Annotated in this window: 25 protein-coding genes; 22 read left to right on the top strand and 3 right to left on the bottom strand. The window is 39.4% G+C overall.

Annotated features, from left to right (window positions below):
- Positions 1-37 precede the first annotated feature (37 nt).
- The 9 genes from PRU_RS04895 to PRU_RS04855 all read left to right on the top strand — a co-directional run bounded on the left by PRU_RS04895 (position 38) and on the right by PRU_RS04855 (position 7,373).
- Positions 38-766, top strand: coding sequence for a hypothetical protein (locus tag PRU_RS04895; RefSeq protein ID WP_041385715.1), 729 nt, complete (start codon positions 38-40; stop codon positions 764-766).
- Complete coding sequence (locus tag PRU_RS04890; protein WP_049769081.1) at positions 763-1,284, top strand: hypothetical protein; 522 nt, start codon at positions 763-765, stop codon at positions 1,282-1,284. Before PRU_RS04895 ends, PRU_RS04890 begins: the two co-directional genes overlap by 4 nt.
- A 5-nt stretch (positions 1,285-1,289) precedes the next feature.
- Complete coding sequence (locus tag PRU_RS04885) at positions 1,290-1,574, top strand: hypothetical protein (RefSeq protein ID WP_013063214.1); 285 nt, start codon at positions 1,290-1,292, stop codon at positions 1,572-1,574.
- Between the two features lie 26 nt (positions 1,575-1,600).
- Positions 1,601-2,212 (top strand): hypothetical protein, encoded by a 612-nt coding sequence (locus tag PRU_RS04880; protein ID WP_041385714.1) that lies wholly within the window; start codon positions 1,601-1,603, stop codon positions 2,210-2,212.
- Between the two features lie 523 nt (positions 2,213-2,735).
- On the top strand, positions 2,736-3,176 hold the full coding sequence (locus PRU_RS04875; protein WP_013063301.1) for a hypothetical protein: 441 nt from the start codon (positions 2,736-2,738) through the stop codon (positions 3,174-3,176).
- Between the two features lie 131 nt (positions 3,177-3,307).
- The gene (locus PRU_RS04870; protein ID WP_013063882.1) at positions 3,308-5,056 is read left to right on the top strand and encodes a hypothetical protein; all 1,749 of its coding nucleotides are present in this window, start codon (positions 3,308-3,310) and stop codon (positions 5,054-5,056) included.
- Positions 5,057-5,213: 157 nt separating this feature from the next.
- Positions 5,214-5,945, top strand: coding sequence for a helix-turn-helix transcriptional regulator (locus PRU_RS04865; protein WP_041385712.1), 732 nt, complete (start codon positions 5,214-5,216; stop codon positions 5,943-5,945).
- Between the two features lie 44 nt (positions 5,946-5,989).
- A complete protein-coding gene (locus PRU_RS04860) occupies positions 5,990-6,532 on the top strand; it encodes a hypothetical protein (protein WP_041385711.1) in 543 nt (180 codons plus the stop codon).
- A gap of 25 nt (positions 6,533-6,557) precedes the next feature.
- Positions 6,558-7,373 carry a hypothetical protein gene (locus PRU_RS04855; RefSeq protein ID WP_013065505.1) on the top strand — a complete coding sequence of 272 codons (816 nt, stop codon included), beginning with the start codon at positions 6,558-6,560 and terminating at the stop codon, positions 7,371-7,373.
- A 17-nt stretch (positions 7,374-7,390) separates the two neighbouring features.
- On the opposite strand, the gene PRU_RS04850 is transcribed toward PRU_RS04855, so the two are convergent.
- Complete coding sequence (locus PRU_RS04850; RefSeq protein ID WP_041385707.1) at positions 7,391-7,672, bottom strand: hypothetical protein; 282 nt, start codon at positions 7,670-7,672, stop codon at positions 7,391-7,393.
- Entirely contained in the window at positions 7,653-7,844 is a 192-nt protein-coding gene (locus PRU_RS04845; protein ID WP_028907040.1) for a hypothetical protein, read from the bottom strand. Before PRU_RS04845 ends, PRU_RS04850 begins: the two co-directional genes overlap by 20 nt.
- A 376-nt stretch (positions 7,845-8,220) precedes the next feature.
- On the opposite strand from PRU_RS04845, the gene PRU_RS04840 reads away from it, so the two are divergent.
- From PRU_RS04840 to PRU_RS16260, 7 genes are all read left to right on the top strand, one after another.
- Positions 8,221-8,445 (top strand): hypothetical protein, encoded by a 225-nt coding sequence (locus PRU_RS04840; protein WP_041385706.1) that lies wholly within the window; start codon positions 8,221-8,223, stop codon positions 8,443-8,445.
- A 275-nt stretch (positions 8,446-8,720) separates the two neighbouring features.
- Positions 8,721-9,161 (top strand): hypothetical protein, encoded by a 441-nt coding sequence (locus tag PRU_RS04835; protein ID WP_041385705.1) that lies wholly within the window; start codon positions 8,721-8,723, stop codon positions 9,159-9,161.
- A 9-nt stretch (positions 9,162-9,170) separates the two neighbouring features.
- The gene (locus PRU_RS04830) at positions 9,171-10,031 is read left to right on the top strand and encodes an NgoPII family restriction endonuclease (RefSeq protein ID WP_013065582.1); all 861 of its coding nucleotides are present in this window, start codon (positions 9,171-9,173) and stop codon (positions 10,029-10,031) included.
- Positions 10,032-10,040: 9 nt separating this feature from the next.
- Positions 10,041-11,033: a DNA cytosine methyltransferase gene (locus PRU_RS04825; RefSeq protein ID WP_013063123.1), complete on the top strand. Its 993-nt coding sequence runs from the start codon at positions 10,041-10,043 to the stop codon at positions 11,031-11,033.
- 3 nt (positions 11,034-11,036) lie between these two features.
- Positions 11,037-11,984 (top strand): HaeIII family restriction endonuclease, encoded by a 948-nt coding sequence (locus tag PRU_RS04820; protein WP_013063750.1) that lies wholly within the window; start codon positions 11,037-11,039, stop codon positions 11,982-11,984.
- Positions 11,985-12,294: 310 nt separating this feature from the next.
- On the top strand, positions 12,295-12,516 hold the full coding sequence (locus PRU_RS04815; protein ID WP_013064562.1) for a DUF2795 domain-containing protein: 222 nt from the start codon (positions 12,295-12,297) through the stop codon (positions 12,514-12,516).
- Between the two features lie 162 nt (positions 12,517-12,678).
- Positions 12,679-12,954 (top strand): TIR domain-containing protein, encoded by a 276-nt coding sequence (locus PRU_RS16260; protein ID WP_224083020.1) that lies wholly within the window; start codon positions 12,679-12,681, stop codon positions 12,952-12,954.
- A 169-nt stretch (positions 12,955-13,123) separates the two neighbouring features.
- Here the strand turns inward: PRU_RS16260 and PRU_RS04805 are convergent, their stop codons facing one another.
- Positions 13,124-13,762 (bottom strand): vWA domain-containing protein, encoded by a 639-nt coding sequence (locus PRU_RS04805; RefSeq protein ID WP_041385701.1) that lies wholly within the window; start codon positions 13,760-13,762, stop codon positions 13,124-13,126.
- Positions 13,763-14,571: 809 nt separating this feature from the next.
- Between PRU_RS04805 and PRU_RS04800 the strand changes: the two genes are divergently transcribed.
- From PRU_RS04800 to PRU_RS04775, 6 genes are all read left to right on the top strand, one after another.
- Positions 14,572-14,946: an A1S_2505 family phage non-structural protein gene (locus tag PRU_RS04800; RefSeq protein WP_041386640.1), complete on the top strand. Its 375-nt coding sequence runs from the start codon at positions 14,572-14,574 to the stop codon at positions 14,944-14,946.
- A gap of 195 nt (positions 14,947-15,141) precedes the next feature.
- The gene (locus PRU_RS04795; protein ID WP_041385699.1) at positions 15,142-15,477 is read left to right on the top strand and encodes a hypothetical protein; all 336 of its coding nucleotides are present in this window, start codon (positions 15,142-15,144) and stop codon (positions 15,475-15,477) included.
- A 20-nt stretch (positions 15,478-15,497) separates the two neighbouring features.
- Positions 15,498-16,697: an ASCH domain-containing protein gene (locus PRU_RS15220; RefSeq protein ID WP_013063404.1), complete on the top strand. Its 1,200-nt coding sequence runs from the start codon at positions 15,498-15,500 to the stop codon at positions 16,695-16,697.
- A gap of 6 nt (positions 16,698-16,703) precedes the next feature.
- On the top strand, positions 16,704-16,979 hold the full coding sequence (locus tag PRU_RS04785) for a DUF6794 domain-containing protein (protein ID WP_041385698.1): 276 nt from the start codon (positions 16,704-16,706) through the stop codon (positions 16,977-16,979).
- A 347-nt stretch (positions 16,980-17,326) separates the two neighbouring features.
- A complete protein-coding gene (locus tag PRU_RS04780) occupies positions 17,327-17,668 on the top strand; it encodes a hypothetical protein (protein ID WP_041385696.1) in 342 nt (113 codons plus the stop codon).
- Positions 17,669-17,680: 12 nt separating this feature from the next.
- Complete coding sequence (locus tag PRU_RS04775; RefSeq protein ID WP_041385695.1) at positions 17,681-18,172, top strand: PLC family EF-hand domain-containing protein; 492 nt, start codon at positions 17,681-17,683, stop codon at positions 18,170-18,172.
- The last annotated feature ends 175 nt before the right edge of the window (positions 18,173-18,347 follow it).

Raw genomic sequence — 18,347 nt, 5'->3', positions numbered from 1 at the left:
TTAGTTCACATTAATCCGTACAAAACATATTAAATGTATGAAACAAGATAATACTTTTACGAACACCCTGCAGGCCTGGATGAACACACCTGACAGTGAAAAGAATTGGGATGCCGGAGCCCTCATGCTGCTTCAGCTTTCGGGCAACCGTATCATGTACCATAACATTTCGGTTAATCCCAAGGGAAAAGCCGAATTCATCAAGGGTCAGCTGCAGAAATACCTCAATTTCCGCCTGCAGAAGCTCACCCATGACGAGGTGGAAGCCATGCAGGCAAAGGTCGATGAAATCGCTAAATCTGTAATTAAGCCAGATTTGGCTATTCCATCAGTAGTTGCTTCAGAATTAGTAGATAATAATTCTGTATCACCCAACAAATCAGCGGAATACGCAGACTTCAAAGCGGGTAAGCGCGCTGATCATGACTCACTTCCTGAGGAAGTTCAGGCACTCTATGTAGAGAATCTGGATATCGTTCATCGTATGCGTGAGCTGCATTTGAAGTTGCGCACACTGAGCCTAGATAACACTACCTGTCCAGATAGCGAGCGATATCCTTTCCTGAAGGAAATCATTACTCTCGATAAGAAACGTGTCTCGAACTGGGATATCTACGATCATTACATCATCGGCTCTTCTTCATCTACTTCGGTTAATCCCGAGCCAGATGTGGTTAATCCTACTGATGAAGCCGAAAAATCCAAGCCTAAAAAGGCAAAGACCACAGCAAAGCGTACCACAAAGAAGACCGCTAAGAAAGAATGAAGCGTACCGCATCTATGGCTGACGTTGTGAAGCCGCTCGCCGAGTGTCCTTCACAAGCCTACCTCTCCAATGCCGTTCAGGTGGCTGACCTCCTTGAATGGATACTGGAGCAGGTAGGAAATGCCAAGGTGTGGCAAACTTCATTCTCCATCTCCGAGGAATTCCTACGCCGCCTGTTTTTCATAGAAAAGAGTGGGAGAGTCACCGAGTTTAATCTGGTTCTCGACCACAAGGCCACGAATAAGACACTGAAGCTCTGGTCATTCATGACACAGGTCATCCAGCGTACTTATCTTACTGACAATCACTCGAAGATCCTGTTGGTACAGGCTGAGTCCGGTCAGACAGTCTCAGTCATTACCTCACAGAATCTGACACGTGGAAATCGCCACGAGTCAGCTTTTATCTCTACGGACAAAGCCATTTTCGCCACGCTCCACGCAGAGGTTACTGATTTAATCAATAATCACAGCGTTCCGCTAACTGACCTTTTCTCTCAGCGTATCCAAGCAGAATAATCACGATGACTACAATAGAATACACCCCCGAACAGCTCAATCAAGTAGAGCAGTACGCCTCTATCTATCTGAAAATCTCAGATATAGCCGTACTATTCGATATCCCCGCCGAGCAGCTCCGCGAGGATATTGCCGATCGTTCTACTGAAGTAAGCAAACGCTACCATAAAGGAAAGGCTGCATCAAAGGTAAAACTATTGCACCAAGAAATGCAGTTAGCCTATGTCGGCAGCCCCCTCGCGTTGGAAAACGCTCAGAAAAACCTCATGGATATGGAGGATGACGAGTAAATAACATTGTAATCCGTATCTTCTTTATGCCATTACCAAGTATCGTCGATATCGCCCGTACGGACCTCTACACTCAGAAATCTGAGTTAGAGGAAAAGTACGCCATCCCCCAAGTCGACCATATCCTTCGCCTACGCGATATGGTCACTTGGTGCATCGCTAACCCTGATGCCAAGGATCGCCAGTTCGTTGATGAGATTATGCAACGTTACGGCCTGAGCAAAGTCACTGCCTACGCTGACTTGAAAATCGTGAAGTCGCTGCTGCCTAACTTAAGTGAGGCCACCCGCGACTTCCACCGTTGGCGCTATAACGAGATGATTCTCGAGACATACCAGATGGCCAAGAAGCGCAAGGATACGAAAACGATGGAAAAAGCGGCCACCTCGTATGCTAAGTACAACCGCATCGATGTCGAAGACGAGTCTGCAGTACCTTATCATATGATAGTAGTGCAGCCCTTCTTTCCTACCACCGATCCGCGTGTCGTTGGTATTAATCCCGTACCAAATATCGACGAGCGTATCAAGAAGCTTACCAAGGAACTGGGCGCTTCTAATCCTGATACGCTCAATATCGAGTACGAGGAAGCCGACATGAATTTCGAGGAGATTTTCGACGAAAAGCCCCAAGAATAACAAAAATTTCCTTTCCCACTTGCATTTCTCAAAATAATTCCCTATATTTGCCAAAAAAAGAAAAATATAAAATATGATATACATATTTGGAATAGTATTCTTTATAGGTATAGTGCTTGCAATAATTAGAGCCGAGCCTGAGGAAAAGAAGCCACGAAAGCGCAAGAAAAAGAACTGGTGGTTTCAGAATCACAATTGGCGCGGACCACTTCCGCCACCAATAATATAGCGTAAGTGTCTTTCTACTACCGATAAGTAATACTTACCTTTGCCTCAAAAGCGAGGTATTATTATGTCCACACAATCCCCTAATACAAGCCCAGATCTCCTGAAGCAATGGGACTCCGAAGCACACCAGCACGAAAAGCGCGTGCACTTCAACACTCCCAAGCTGATTGCTCAATACATCGGCGCTCTTCCCCTTTTTCCTGCATTTTCCATATAAACCTTTGGATAATTAAATGGATTTATATACCTTTGCACTCGTTTAATATAAACCAAGGTTCTAACAAGTTATTTATCAATGAAAGAATTAAATTCTCGAATAGACGAAGAAGAGAGCGACTACGAGTTTATCGGTCGCAAATATATACTGGATGATGACGAGATTCCTTTCGAGGTAAGGATGAAGTACATTCTCAAGGCTTATAGAAAAGACCAAGATAAATGGGCGAGGTTTTACATTGAAGCCAAGAAAGTTCAAGAAAATGCATCAGAAGCCAAAAGAAAGCTGAAAGAGGCACGAGTAAGAATCACTCAGTTAGAGCAGGAACTCAAGCATTGTAAACAGTCCAAGAGCCAATCAACGATTCTTGAATCACGTATGGTTTCTTCACTGCTTTCAGAGGATAAACTATCTAAATTCAAGAGTATTGTTGAAAAGCAGAATGATTATATCAATGTGCTACAGGAGCTCCTATTCAAGAACAACGTAGCATATCCTCCTAACAAAATAAAGATTTAACAAGGCATAATAAAAGAGTGACGATGTTGATAATTGGCGGTTGTTACTAAGTATCGATTTGAACAATATTCCATGTCTTTCTTCGTCTTGTCAGTAAATAATACCTTTGCCCTAAAAGCAAAGGTATTATTATGTCCACACAATCCCCTCATACAAACCCTGAACTCCTGAAGCAATGGGACAATGAAGCCCGTAAGCACGAAAAGCGCGTGTACTTCAACAAGCCCCAGCTAATGGCACAGTACATCGGTGCCAAGACAACCGTCATTGTCGCTGGTCGCCGTACCGGTAAAACAGACTCCATAGCCTCGCCATTCGTCTTAAGGAATATGCAGAGAATGCCCGGTTCCACTGGGGGAATTGTGGTTCCAACATTCAAACACGGCCTGACAAACACCATTCCTGGTCTGCTTGCAGCATGGAAGCGCTGGGGCTATCTCAACGGTATCCACTACGTCGTTGGTCGCAAGCCTCCGAGGTCATTTGCCAAGCCAATTACCGAACCTGCTGACTATGAACACGTCATCACGTTCTACAACGGATCCATAGCAGTTATCATCTCTCAGGACCGTCCTGGATCTTCTAACTCTCTGACACTCTCTTGGCTGCTAATAGACGAAGCCAAGTTCATTGATTACAACAAACTGAAAGATGAGACACTTCCCGCTAACGGCGGTATTCGCTCATATTTCGGCCATCATTCGTTCAATCACTCAATGATGGTTCTATCCGATATGCCCCAGACCCAGAAAGGCTCCTGGTTCTTGCATTATCGAGAGAAGATGGACCCAGAACTGATTGCCACCATTCAGGGCACCATCTATAAGATTTGGGAGACAAAGGAACGTATCGCCCGTCTGAAAGAGCAGCACCAGCCCATTCCTCAGTACCTGAAAGGCTACTTGAAATGGTTGGACCAGTCGCTCAACAAGTTCCGCTCAGTGGCGGTGTACTACAAAGAGTACAGCACCATTGAGAATCTGCAGCTCCTGGGCGAAGAGTATCTGCGTCAGATGAAACGTGACTTGACACCCAAGACGTTTCAGACCAGTATCCTTTGCCAGCGTATCGGCATCACACACGACGGTTTTTACTCCTCGATGCAGGAGCACCACAAGTATGATGCCTCGAACTTTGCGTACCTCGACGAGCTCGGTTACGACAAGATTCTGAAGGAGACGAGCCTTCAGAACTACGACATCAAAGCAGCTTCGCAGTTCAGCACCCTCGGCTCTCAGCTTGACAGCCGCACCGACGAGGATGTGAATCCCCTGGCCCCGATTTGCATCGGCATGGACTACAATGCCAATATCAACTGGATTGTAGCCGGCCAGCCATCTGGCTCCCGCCTGAATATTCTCAAATCCTTCTACGTCAAGTTCGAGCGTAAGATTCCCGCCTTGGTCGATGATTTCTGCGCGTACTACGCTTATCATCAGAACAAGACGGTTATCTTCTACTACGACGCCACGGCCCTCGGCTCGAACTATGCCGTGAATGACCAGGACTTCCGCTACGTCGTCGTCCATGAATTTGAGCGCCACGGGTGGCAGGTACAGGATGTGTACCTGGGCAACCCTATGCGCCACGATGAGAAGTACCTGCTCATCAATCAGGGCTTCGCTGGTAAGCAGCGCCTCATGCCGTTCTTCAATCGTCAGAACAACGACGATCTCATACTGGCAATCCAGTCGGCTGGGGTAGAGCGGGGCAGGTTGGGCTTCCGCAAGAACAAGTCTATGGAGAAGCAGCCCGAGTCTGAAGAGGACCTGCTCGAGCATCGAACCGACGGCACCGATGCTTTTGATACCCTCTACATCGGTTGTGAGAAGTTTCCCCAGCATGAAACATATCCTATTTCATTGGGTGGTATTATGTAAATTGCCATCTTTTCCAGTCAATTTGTAACAGTTTAGTTCATATTTCGGAAAAAGTGCACGATGTCATTCTGTTTTCAGATGGTATCTGTTATTATTGAATATTTATTTTATAATTTTGCATCTCGTTTACGGAACATTAGATTTAATTATAGCAAAAATGGCAAATACAAAACATGCTGCGGCTCGAGAAATTATCATCGACCGCCTATTAAACAGACAACATGGAAGCTCAGTAAAAGAGATGTTGGAAGCAGTAAATGACGGACTTGAAGCTAACGGATTTCCGCCGGTTTCTACAAACACCATTAGAAACGATATCGATACAATCCGGTATGTGTATCGAAGGAAAATCCGCGTAGAACGTCACAGTCATGAGAACTATTATCGTTATGAGCAAATCGGTAATTCAATATTCAAAAATACGTTCACTTTTGATGAGATAGAACATCTTCATTCGGCTCTGATGTCTATCCTTTTTTGTGACCCTATACAAGGTACATTAGTTTACGAATCACTTTCTCGTAGGCTTTCTGACATGCTTGAAGTTGATGTCGAAAGTGAACCTATTGTGCTTTATAAGAAAACTCCTTCTAAATCTGCTTGTAAAATATTCAAGTCTATTTACCAGCATATCCGTTCAAAATCGCCAGCTCTCATTACTTGTAAATCAAACAAAAAAGCTGAAGAAGTTATTGTTGTACATCCGTACTATATCATGTTCGACTGCCCGAAATATTATCTCCTTTGTCACGACTCTACGAACAAGCGCGCAGCCAAGATTCCAATTGACAGAATAATACACATCACCACTTCATACGACATAGAATTCATTCCTAACAAAGACTTCCCCCTGCAGGATTTCTACACTAAACACTTACGCATTGGTTAAAAAAATCTAGTATCCTGTCCTGCTATCATTAACGTTTACACTTATTGATAGCAGGATTTATTTTCTTTATAGACATAGTGGTTTTTCATTTTATTTCCGGAAAAAACAAAATTCCTTTGGTGCTTTCAAATATTTGCTTTATTTTTGTTGCCGAAAACAAAGATCATAAACAGGTAGATATGGGAAATAGGTTTTACGGGAAAGATTTTCCTAATAGCTTTTTAAGCTTTTGGCTTAAGATTAACGCAACATGTGGTCGCCCATTGGTTGCATTAATCTTTGGAGCTTTACTGTTCAGTTTTGTTAGCTGCAACAAAGATGAACAGCTCAACCTCATGCCCCAGTACTTTCAGGAGAGCCAGGGCCTGATTACTACCAATGTTGATAGTATCCATCGTTTCCGTGAGAAATTCCAGGGCTATTTGAAGAAAAGCCCAGAATCCACATCGGATGAACTGTATAATCCCACAGTTACAAACATACGTAGTGCATACCGAGAATTCGGAGTGGATTTAATATCATTTAGTATCAACGTCTGTGTCACTATCGACTACCGCTGGGAAGGTGACACCATAATATATTTTTAGAAATAAGTATATGTACACAGCAAATATGACTCCTGAAGAAATCGACCACGAATCAAAGGCCGATCTAGAAAATATCCTTGCCAAAAGAGATTATAAAAAAATAGAGTTCCGTAGAAAAGTTCTTAAGGCAAAACAATTTCCTGTCACAATGAGATATGAACAGCGAACAGTTAGAAAGAATCGCTGGTTTATAACAATGTTGGCTCTGTCAAAGAAAAATATTAATCAACCGCTTACAAGTATATACTGCATTCACGAATCATCTAATGGAAAATTTGTCTATGAACTTAGTCAAGACGACCGGGACAATGTACAAACAATAGTCTACAAACCTCATTTTTTTAGTCGCTATAAAGAGCGTATGGGCATTGAAGAATGCAGTGAGGCAGTAATTCACAAATTGATGAATAGAGTCGGTCCAATGACAGTTAAGTTCCACTCTTTAGAGAATGGCAACGAAGGTATTGTGGTAGCATTGGAAGAAGGGCTAGGGTTTGGTGAATCATATAGATTCCGAACTGTTCATTTGATTCGCACTTATGTTAGTAAGGAAATGCTTTTTAATGACCAAATCGAACATTTCGACAATGGTGAATCTATTCGAAATTATGATATAAAGCAAATGAAGAAGGATTGGGGCATCAGGGAAAAGTTTGATTTGTCTGAGAAAAAAAATGAGGTTAAAGCTAAGTTTTATGATATGAAACTCAATTTTGCAAAACTTCGTACTTTAGCACCAGAGATCTATAATGAAGAATTAGAAAGATCCGTTTCTGAATTATATTCTGTATTCGACTTTATAATTGAAGAATTCCAGAAAGAAGGTTCGTCTAAAGAATAATCTTTACGACAATCATACTATTTCCCAGCTTTCACTACTGTCAGCTGGGAAATTTTGAATTTATCGAATCCATGCGCAAGAAGAGTGTCTAAGTTTTCATTAAGTTGGCTACATATTTCTTTTGCAGTATCTTTGTTCATCACAATGGAGTCTTCTTTTGAAAATCCAACTACTACACTTAGTACACTCGATGCATTTTCCGACTTATCCAGTCCTTTGTAATACAGTCGTACATTGGGATCATCAACGAGTCGAGTATATATACAATAACGTTCCTTATTACCTAATCCAATCATCATATTTCAACTTCATTGCTCTACAGATTGCTTCAATGTCATTTTGAGTGGCAGCTACCCGTCTTTCCTCTACTGCAATAAGATGCCTAAGCTCAATACCTGTTTTATAGGCAAAACCTTTCCTGGTATAAAGCCTACTTGTTCTGAGTTTGGTAATTGATAAAGCTATATCCATAATTATAATTATTAAATATACCTTTGGCAAGGCGGCGAGAGTGATCGTACAGGGGCACTCACTGAAGACCTCGCGGATTTACAACAGTCATTATTGCCAAGAATCGTGCAGCTCGCAGCACTTGCCAATTAAACAGACGGAGGAATTAGCTTTTCGTAAGGACAGCCAGTTCTGTGCGCACATTTGGCCGACGAAGTTCGTGCAGAATCCCTTGTTCCGAATGAGTCAGGTTTTCGGCTGCAAAGTTAAGTATAAAGTTTCATTCTCACAACCGTCTAAAGATAGCATTTTTGAATTTACACCTATATTCATTTAAAAAAAACTAAATGCTTGCATATTCCAAATAAAACCATTAATTTTGCAGAGATTAAACGTTATGGATGCAAGAACCAAGAGAAATGCAGCATTATATATGCTGATTAAGTTAGTCGATGAGAACAACGGATGTATCAACGTAAACACAGACAAAGTTAAGCGCGTGTTCAACGATACCGAAGACATTGTTCGAATTGAGTACAAAAATGGGGAGATAGCACTGCTTGCAGATGCTGACTTCCAAACAATGGACGATGCCATCCAAAAATGGCAGTCAAGTAATTAATATTAATAAAAGTGAAAAGTAAAATGAAATAGCAAAAGAGAAACTGAGTCAATAGAACATCCTTGAGAAGACTGAGATACCAGAATTAGGACCTCTGCAAACACATCAGTCAGACGAGGCAACGGATGTTCGCGCTCTCTATAAGGGCGTGGACTTAAATGGTTGTTGCCTGATGTAGGTCGTCCTAAACCTTGGTATCACTACACCATTCCACGCCCTTCTTTAAAGATGAACGAAAATTTTTCTTTTTCAAAACAAATTGAGTTTATAATATAATGAAAAGAAGTGATACTGGTAAAACCTTTTTAGATTTTGATGATATAAACAAAATCTTGCCTAATGATTTTAAGTTGGATGCCGAAAGGCATTCAAGAGGTGTATATCGTGCTGCAAACGGAAATTTAATTAGCATTTCTAATTCAAGATTATATGATAAAGGTGCTTTGTCATGGTATTATGTATATGCAGATAGATATTTTGATTTAGGAGTAAAATATATGATTTTTACAATAGGTCTTTGTGGTATAGTAGTCGTACCTATGGATCAAATACAAAATTATAAAAAAGGTTGCTATTGGAAACAGGGACTAAGGATAGGAGAAAAACGATATAGATTTGATATTTATAAAAAAGAGAATGGTTATAGATTTGTAAATTGTTCACAAGTACACCAAAAATATTTAGATATAACACCATATTTTATACCATTTAATTAGTGTCATTTTATGAGCAATTACAATATTATTACTGCAATTATTAATATAATTAAAGATAATAGAAGAGTTATTGGAAATTCCCCTAATTCTAATAATCGTTTACATTCGTTAGGAGAGCCTTTAGAGGAGTATATTAAAGATGCTTTTTCCAATTCTCTTGGTTTAAGTGGTGTTGACAAAACAAGGAAGCGTGCAGAGGCTTTGTCATATGGCGGTGGAAAGAATAATCCCCCAGATGCAGTTCTTAAAAGAGGAGCTGCAATTGAAGTGAAAAAAGTTGAGTCAATCGGAAACATTAATTTAAATAGTAGCTATCCCAAATCTCATTTGTTTAAAAATGATAGTAAAATATCAAAGGCTTGTCGTGAAATAGAAAATGGAGATTGGGATGTAAAAGATATAATATATGCCATTGGCTGTGTTGAAAAAAAGAAAAATAATTTAAAGTCATTAGCCCTGGTATATGGTTCAGTATATTGTGCAAGTAAAGAATGTTATGAAAATGTTTTTAATAGTGTGAAACAAAGCATTGAAGAATCATCTGAATTAGATTTAGAAGAAACCAAAGAACTTGCGCATATAAATGCTGTTGACCCGTTGAGAATAACTTTTTTTAGAGCTAGGGGAATGTGGGGTATATCTCATCCATTTAAAGTAGGTAGTTTTGCCGATATATACAGATATGATGAAAGTAATTTTGAGTTAATGGCTATTATACCAAGTGATAAGTATAATTCTTTTGAGAACATAGATGAATTGTCAGAGCTTTCTCAAAGGATTGATAATCTTACAATAGAAGATACTTTTGTTCAAAACCCCAATAATACAGCTGATTTAATAGAAGTAAAACTAGTAAAATATAAAATATAAAATTTAAAAATGAAAGTAATAAGTTTATTTAGCGGTTGTGGAGGTCTAGATCTTGGCTTTGAAAGAGCTGGATTTGAAGTACCTGTTGCAAACGAGTTTGATCCCTCTATTTGGGAAACTTTTGAAGCAAATCACCCCAAAACAAAGCTAATCAGGGGTGATATTAGAAATATCAAGGAAAGTGACTTCCCTAAAGATGTTGATGGTATAATAGGTGGACCTCCATGTCAATCTTGGAGTGAAGCTGGTTCTTTACGTGGTATTGAAGATGCTAGAGGTCAGCTTTTCTTTGACTATATAAGAATATTACAGGAAGTAAAACCTAAATTCTTTTTAGCAGAAAACGTAAGCGGTATGCTTGCGGATAGACATTCTGGTGCCGTTCAGAATATATTAAATATGTTCAAGGAAAGTGGCTACAATGTTTCTCTTACTTTAGTTAATGCAAAAGATTATGGAGTAGCTCAAGAAAGAAAAAGAGTATTTTATATTGGTTTTAGAAATGATTTAAATATAGATTTTAAATTTCCAGAAGGTAGTACACGTGATGATAAGAAAAAAATTACACTACGTGATATTATTTGGGATTTAAAAGATAGTGCAGTACCTGCACTTGAAAAGAACCATCATAATCCAGAGGCTATTAATAACAATGAGTATTTTATTGGCGCTTATTCTACAATTTATATGAGTAGAAATAGAGTTAAGGCTTGGGATGAACAAGGTTTTACTGTTCAGGCATCTGGAAGACAATGCCAATTACATCCACAAGCTCCAAAGATGATTAAATTTGACACAAATGATTGTAGATTTGTTGAAGGGAAAGAGCATTTGTATAGAAGAATGACTGTTCGAGAGGTTGCACGAGTACAAGGTTTCCCCGACTCTTTTAAATTTATTTATGACAAGGTAGACAATGCATACAAGATGATTGGAAATGCTGTTCCAGTTAATCTTGCATATGAAATTGCCCTAGCGATTAAAGATGCTATAGAATTCTAGCTTATGCCAAAAAGTGACGAACTCGGAAGAGCATTTGAATACATATGTGTTAAATGTCTCGAAGAAGAAATATCTAAAATAAGGTCTGTTGTTGTAGCAAACAACAACAACCTTATACAGGATATGAATAATTGGAATTGTCTTGACGAGAATACTAAGACGATTATGAAAAAGGAAGCATTGGCTGCTATTCCAACTTTACGTGAGCTTGAACCTATGATAGAAGATAATTCTGGGGATATACTCACAATAAGATTACAATCTGACAAAGAAGGAATTATTGGTGATGTTAGAGATATTCTAATTATTCGAGATAGTGTAAAATGGGTAATAGGTATAAGTGTAAAGCATAACCATCTGGCTGTTAAACATAGTAGATTGTCTAATGTGTTGGACTTTGGCAATAGTTGGTTAGGTATGCCATGCTCAAAAACATATTGGGATGAAATTGCCCCAATTTTTGCCCCTCTGATAAAAAACAGGGGTAAAATTGCTTGGAGTGCTCTCCCTAATAAAGAATCAACCGTATATGTTCCTTTGTTAAAGGCTTTTATTAAAGAAATTAACAAGGATTATGAAAAAGATAAAACGGTTCCTTCTCGTATGGTTGAATACTTACTAGGTAAATATGATTTTTATAAACTTATTGGTATAGATTCATCAAAAATGACTCAACTTATGGCATTTAATCTTCGAGGTACATTAAATCATGCTTCTAAGACAAAGGTGCCAAGTAGAAAAATACCAATATCGTTACTGCCAACAAGAATTATTTCTTTTGGATTAAAGCCTAAAAGTAATAATACTGCAGAATTATACATGGATAATGGCTGGCAATTTAGTTTTAGAATACATAATGCTTCGACATTAATAGAACCTAGTTTGAAGTTTGATATTCAAATAATAGGAATGCCAACATCCATAATAACAATTAATTGTATGTGGGCATAAAAGATAGAGAGACGAGCATGTCACTGCTGGTCTCTCTTTTCTTCTAGTTTATAAACTAGTTTAACAAACATATCCATAAATACAATACTTATACGGTTATGTTTTTGATTTATCCGGTGCAAAGATACAATTGTATATCTAATCACGCAAATTTTTATAGTTAATCTATTTTTAATATATATCTATCATTTTATTATTATTTTGAATCAGAAAAAAATAAAATAGTTGTTTTAAATGTTGGTTTATAAAAAATAAATGATTATTTTTGCGCACGAATTAGAATAATATAAAGAACTAAAGTATATTTATTATGTATTGGACACTTGAATTAGCTTCAAAACTTGAAGATGCGCCTTGGCCTGCAACCAAGGATGAACTTATAGATTATGCCATCCGCTCTGGAGCGCCACTAGAAGTATTAGAAAACCTTCAGGAAATAGAAGATGAAGGTGAAATATACGATAGTATAGAAGATATTTGGCCAGATTATCCAACAAAAGAAGATTTTTTATTTAATGAGGATGAATATTGAATGAAAAGAGCACGGAATATATATGTTGCTAGTAGCTGGCGTAACAAATATTACTCAGAGGTTGTAGAGCGGTTAAGGAAAGCAGGGCATGAAGTTTATGATTTTCGAAATCCTCCGTCGGGTGATCCTGGGTTTAAGTGGAGTTGCGTTAGCGAGGATTATATGAATTGGAGTCCTCAAGAGTATCGCGAGAATCTAAATCATCCTAAAGCAGAACGGCAATTTGCAAATGACCTTGAGGCTATGGGAAAATGTGATGCCTGTGTAATAGTGTTGCCTTGTGGACGTAGTGCACATACTGAAGCTGGTTGGTTAGCAGGAACGGGATGCCAGACTCTTGTGTATATTCCTGAACGCCAGGAGCCAGAACTGATGTATAAACTCTTTGATAACATTTGTTGTTCAATAGAGGAGGTTTTGGTTGCTTTGGAGAAATAAGATACTGGAGCGAATCACTCATGCCGATGTTGTGAAACAAGCTAAGCGTGCAGGAGTAAGTACTGAAGGAAGCACATCTGACATTCTTGAAAGAATTACAAAGAAAGAAATGGAAAAATACGGATATTAAGATAGAAGCGACCACCATAAAGTAGCCGCTTCTTCTTCATTAGTTTTCTTTGAAGAAATCACCTTTATTCATTGGTGCCCCTTCAGCCACGCAGCAGTTGTAGCGTTCGCGGCTACGGCGCTCACGGGCGAACATCTCCTTGGTACCTTTCTCATCCTGAGTAAACTCCATGTGTTCTTCGATGGCAAACGACTGGGCCATCTCCTCCACATCAAGATTGTCGGTACCAATCAGCGTGAAGGTCCAGTTCTGTTTCTTCAGCTTCTCGATAAGGGTACGTACCATCTTCAGCGTCCATTCCTCTGAACAGTTCTCGTAACCGTCTGTTATGATGGTCACAAGGACATGATCGCCATCTTCCACTTGGGCATTAACCTTTGAGATTCCCTTTCCGATAGCATCATAAAGAGGTGTGGCAGCACAAGGATGGTAAGCTTTCCACTTCAGATCCGTTGTTTTGTCAGCAAGCGTATTGTCAAAGTGCAGTTTAGTGTGGTCGCTGTCAAAGGTAATCAGCGTTACGTACTGAATCTGGTTGGGGTACTTCTTCTGCATCATGCGAACAGTCTGCAGGGTTTCATTCATACCTGTGAAGGCCTGTTTGCGGATACACTCCATTGAACCGCTTTCGTCTACAATAATCAAGTTGTGAACTCTTGTTGGAATTAAATCTGTCATAGTTGTAAATTTTAAAGGGTGAATACTATTTTCGACATGTCTTTATCACTTTAAAGAAGATTTTAGAAAAAAAATTAAGTAGTATCACGATTTTTTTTCGTATATTCGCCCCATAAAACAATAATATGACATATAGGCGACTATCAGACAAGGAGATTCTAAGGGGCTTCCGCCAGGGCGACGCCGACATTATCCGTACCTATTTTTACGGATATTGTGAGGTCGGCTATTACATTTTCGACCAGCGTTATCAGCTTCATGAGAAAGAGAATCTGGACTTCCTCTCACTTGCCCATCAGTATGCTATATTCCTGATGGAACATGATTGGAAGCCACTGGAGGACCATTCCCCAAACGTTTCCCTAAAGACCTGGCTTATCAACGGCTTTCGTTTCATAGTCCTCGATGCTCTGAAATGGTACCGCAAGGAATACGGCAGCATCACCTTTGAGGACTATCTCCAGTCATTCGATGTCTCGAGTAATCTCCGTCTGCAGTTTAATCATATGGTTGAAGATGTCTGCGACCATGTTCCTATGAGCCGTCAGGAGCGACTTATCATAGATATGATTCTCCTGCAGGGCTTCAAATCTAAGGATGTTGCCGCCCAGATGGGAATGACTCCTGCAGCCATATCACAGAAATACAAGAAAATCAAGGAAGACATCATCGTACCGTATTTCCGTCAATACTTTGATATGGACTTTGACATGCCTGAAATTATGCCGGAGTTCGGCATAGTTGGCGAACCTATACTGGAAGAGGCAGCACCTTGTGCCGCACCTATGGATTTCATGAAAAGAAGAACTATGGAAGAAAAGCGTACTACTCCGGAGCATATTACTTCGCTCCAGCCAAACGAGATTTTCGTCTTCGGCTCAAACCTTCGCGGTATGCATGGCGGAGGTGCAGCATATGTTGCATATCGCCACTTCGGTGCCATCATGGGTCAAGGTGTCGGTCTGCAGGGTCAGAGCTATGCCATCCCCACTATGCAAGGTGGGGTAGATAGCATCCGTCCTTACGTCGACGATTTCATCGAGTTCGCCAAGCAGCACCAGAACTTGACGTTCCTCGTCACCCGCATCGGTTGCGGCATCGCCGGCTTCACCGATGAAGAAATCTCACCTCTCTTCAAAAAAGCTCACGATGTCAAGAATATCATATTGCCTCCCAGTTGGTAGCTTGAACAGTATTTGTTATAGTCAAAGATACTTTAATGATACTTCATTTTATATTGTATAATTGATAAATTTTTCCTAAAGAATGTGTAGATCAAATTATCTAATTTTTATTTGCAAAGTGAACTTTTTCAAATCTGTTCATTTTGACTGAACAAATAATCTTTAACTTTGCCGAAAAAATTAAAATATATAGTTATGGAAAAGAATGGTATAATCGATTTTGAAAAGGTCTTTAGTCTTGAAATCACAACCTCTAAAGGCCAGGTTTTCTCTCGTAAGCGCATTGAGAACGAGAATGGTGAAGTAGCATTTGAGTTCTCATGCTATCAGGGAATTTTCCATCCAGTTTATGATCCTAGTGGGTTGTATTTTATGGTAGGTTATAAAGGTAACATTATTAAGTATGTTCCAGAAGATGACATTTTTGGCGACCTAATGAGCAATGATGCAGATGTGTTGAAGAAGGCAATAAACTATGTCTATCAGCATGCAAAGCATGACTTTAATAAAGAAAAGTACGGAGATAAATAACAACAAAATACTTTAGAATTATGAAAACCTTGTCAATTCAGCAGCCTTGGGCATCATTGGTATGCGCAGGTATTAAAGATGTAGAGAACAGAACTTGGAAAGCAGCTCAGGTTCCTAGAAGGATTCTGATTCACGCAAGTTCTAAAAAAATTACTAAGAACTTCTATGCAGGAATTCCAGAAACTCTGGAGTCATGTATTGAGAATCAAATAAGCTTTGGAAATATTCCGGAACTAGAAACATTGCCAACAAGCGCCATTATTGGATATGTTACAGTGACTGGTTTTGAAGAAGGTGATGTAGATTCTGTTTGGGCTGACGCTGGTGCAATAAAATGGAAACTAGAAGATGCATGGTTGTTTGATGAGCCAATACTCGACGTGAAAGGCAAGTTAAACCTCTTCGACTATGATTTGGATGAGAACAATCTGCCTCCTGCTCATCAAGTACAGTTGGAGAATGTTGATGTTACTGAAGACGAAACTGAGGTGCAAATACCTTGTACAAAGGAAACATTCGAAAAGATTAAGGCTGGCGATTTTGGGGGGATAGAATTGTATTTGACTCCTTATTTGACTGATCTACTATGTGTAGATGACGCATTCAAAATGAAGTCATTTAAAACTGTGACAGTTTTCTGTGGCAATAGTTATGTGGCTTTTGAGTTAGCTGAAGAATCTGGCATATACAATCTCCCAGATCCACAAGATGAAACAAAGCCTTATTTCATTATGGATTTTACTGGCAACGAAATTGCATGGATGGTTGCACAGTTCATGTTTGGTAAGAAAATTGAAGAAGGTGAATTTGAAAGTTTCTGTGGAGGAAAAACAATCGATGTGTTGGAAATTCCTAAAATGGCTGATAGCAATGACAATATTCTAAAACTCAAAGTTAACAAAGATGTTTTTAAGGATATTGCAACAGGCAAAATGGCATCATTCACAAAAGAGATTACCCCAAAGAATTTGAGTATGTTTTTCATCTTAAACGCAGATGGGACAGTAAAGGAAATTAATGGAATTCCGCAGTTGAGAAGATACGACGCTATTCAGTTCACTAACAAAGAAGATTCGTACACGTGTCAGATTAATAATACAGATGTGATGTATATGGATTCTGAATATGGTGATTATAAGCTCTATTCTGAACAGGAAGAGGATGAAAAGCTCGATTATACGGACTGTATTATGAACTATGTTTTAGGTGATAAAATATAAATTCGTATGGCAAGGTGTCCTAAAACAACAGCGGAGGCTTGGAAATGTCTGGATAAGAGGCTAACACTGGAAGAGAAAAAGCAAATAGTGGAAGCAGAAGATATGGTTTTCTTTCACTTTGGCCTAGGATTGTGGATTCGAAATAATTGGCTCTATACTGGTGAGCGCGAGAATGTAGAATCTCTTTTGAAAGATTTAGGTGAACCAGAGTTCCTTATTGGTGACATGGCTTCGTCGGCCATTTTGGATGCATATCAGAACCATTTAAAAGAAAAAATGTAATCTATTCGCTTTGCCTGAACACATATATGGTACCTTTGCAGAAAAATAGGGTTAGACAGGCAGGGCATCGCAATGCCCGTATTGAGGGCGCGAGCTCTGCCTTTTGAAAAAAAGGATTGATGGTCGCATCGGTAGCGAGGTCTTCTATGGCATATTGCAAGGTTCAACTCCTTCGCCAATCCTTTCTCTCCACAATGGCAATGACAGAGGTCGTGGAGTTAGGGCAGGGCTCGCAATGCCCAATGTGAGGGCGCGAGTCCTGCCTCTTTTTGAAAAATTATTTATCTGTTCACTTTGGCTGAACAAATATAGCTTACCTTTGTTCCGAAATTTTAAATATCAGAATCATGAAAGTTATACAGCTAGATACAAATCAACATAGGTTGAATGAAATCATAAGTGGAAAAACTAATATTTTCACTCGTGAGATTCGCCCAGAAACAAATTCTTTGTTTTGTGATTTGGACGAAGACGGATACGTTATTGATGTCGATGGTATCTTACAGCCTCGTCACTATGATGCTTTGAAGCTCAATGCTGGGCAGAGTTCTCATTGGTTCGCTATCGAAAAAGCAGAGATAGAACTGTTTTCAAATAGATCTGGTAAGTTGATTACCTACGAGGAAAACAGTAAAGAGTATATTAAAGCTCAAATCGTTTACTATTTACTTGGAGAAATGCAATCTTAAAAGAATCGGACTATGTTTGAAGAAGTATATTATAAAGAGTTAAATGAAGACTACATGGGAAAAGGGCGTTGTATTCTTCCTTATGCAGTTAGATGTAAAGACGAAAAAGAACTGGAAGAGTTTATCAAGTATTTGACGGATAAGTGTTTTCTCTGTGTTGAACAGATAGAAGGACAGAAATCTTTACTTGTTAATCTTGAACTGAAACGCTGGTGCACATTTCCTAAAGCCTGTGCCATGTCGTGCATAGATGGTAAGATATATACCGTTGAGGAATTCAAGAAGTTATACTATAGCGTCAGAAGTCTTCCTTATACTACAGAGATTTTCGAACACTATCGCCAGGATTTCTTAAAAGCTCTGTTGAATATCAAAGATAAAGGAAAACCATTTCTTACTGAAGAACAGGCTAAGGATATAGTGAATGGCTATTCTGACGATTCTCTTGTCTATGACATGCAGCATCATACACCTGAAGAATTGGCGGAAATAAATACTATGTAAATAAAAAATTTCAGTCTGTTCGCTATGGCTGAACATATAAACATTACCTTTGCAACATCATCGTAAAAAAGGCGGATTGATGGTCGCAGCGGTAGCGGGGCTTCCTGTAATGGCAGTATATTGCAAGGTTCAACTCCTTCGCCAATCCGCCTTTCTTATAGTCTTAGACAAACAA

Source organism: Xylanibacter ruminicola 23, assembly GCF_000025925.1.
Classification (GTDB): Bacteria; Bacteroidota; Bacteroidia; order Bacteroidales; family Bacteroidaceae; genus Prevotella; species Prevotella ruminicola.
This window is presented reverse-complemented; position numbering and strand designations above follow the sequence as displayed.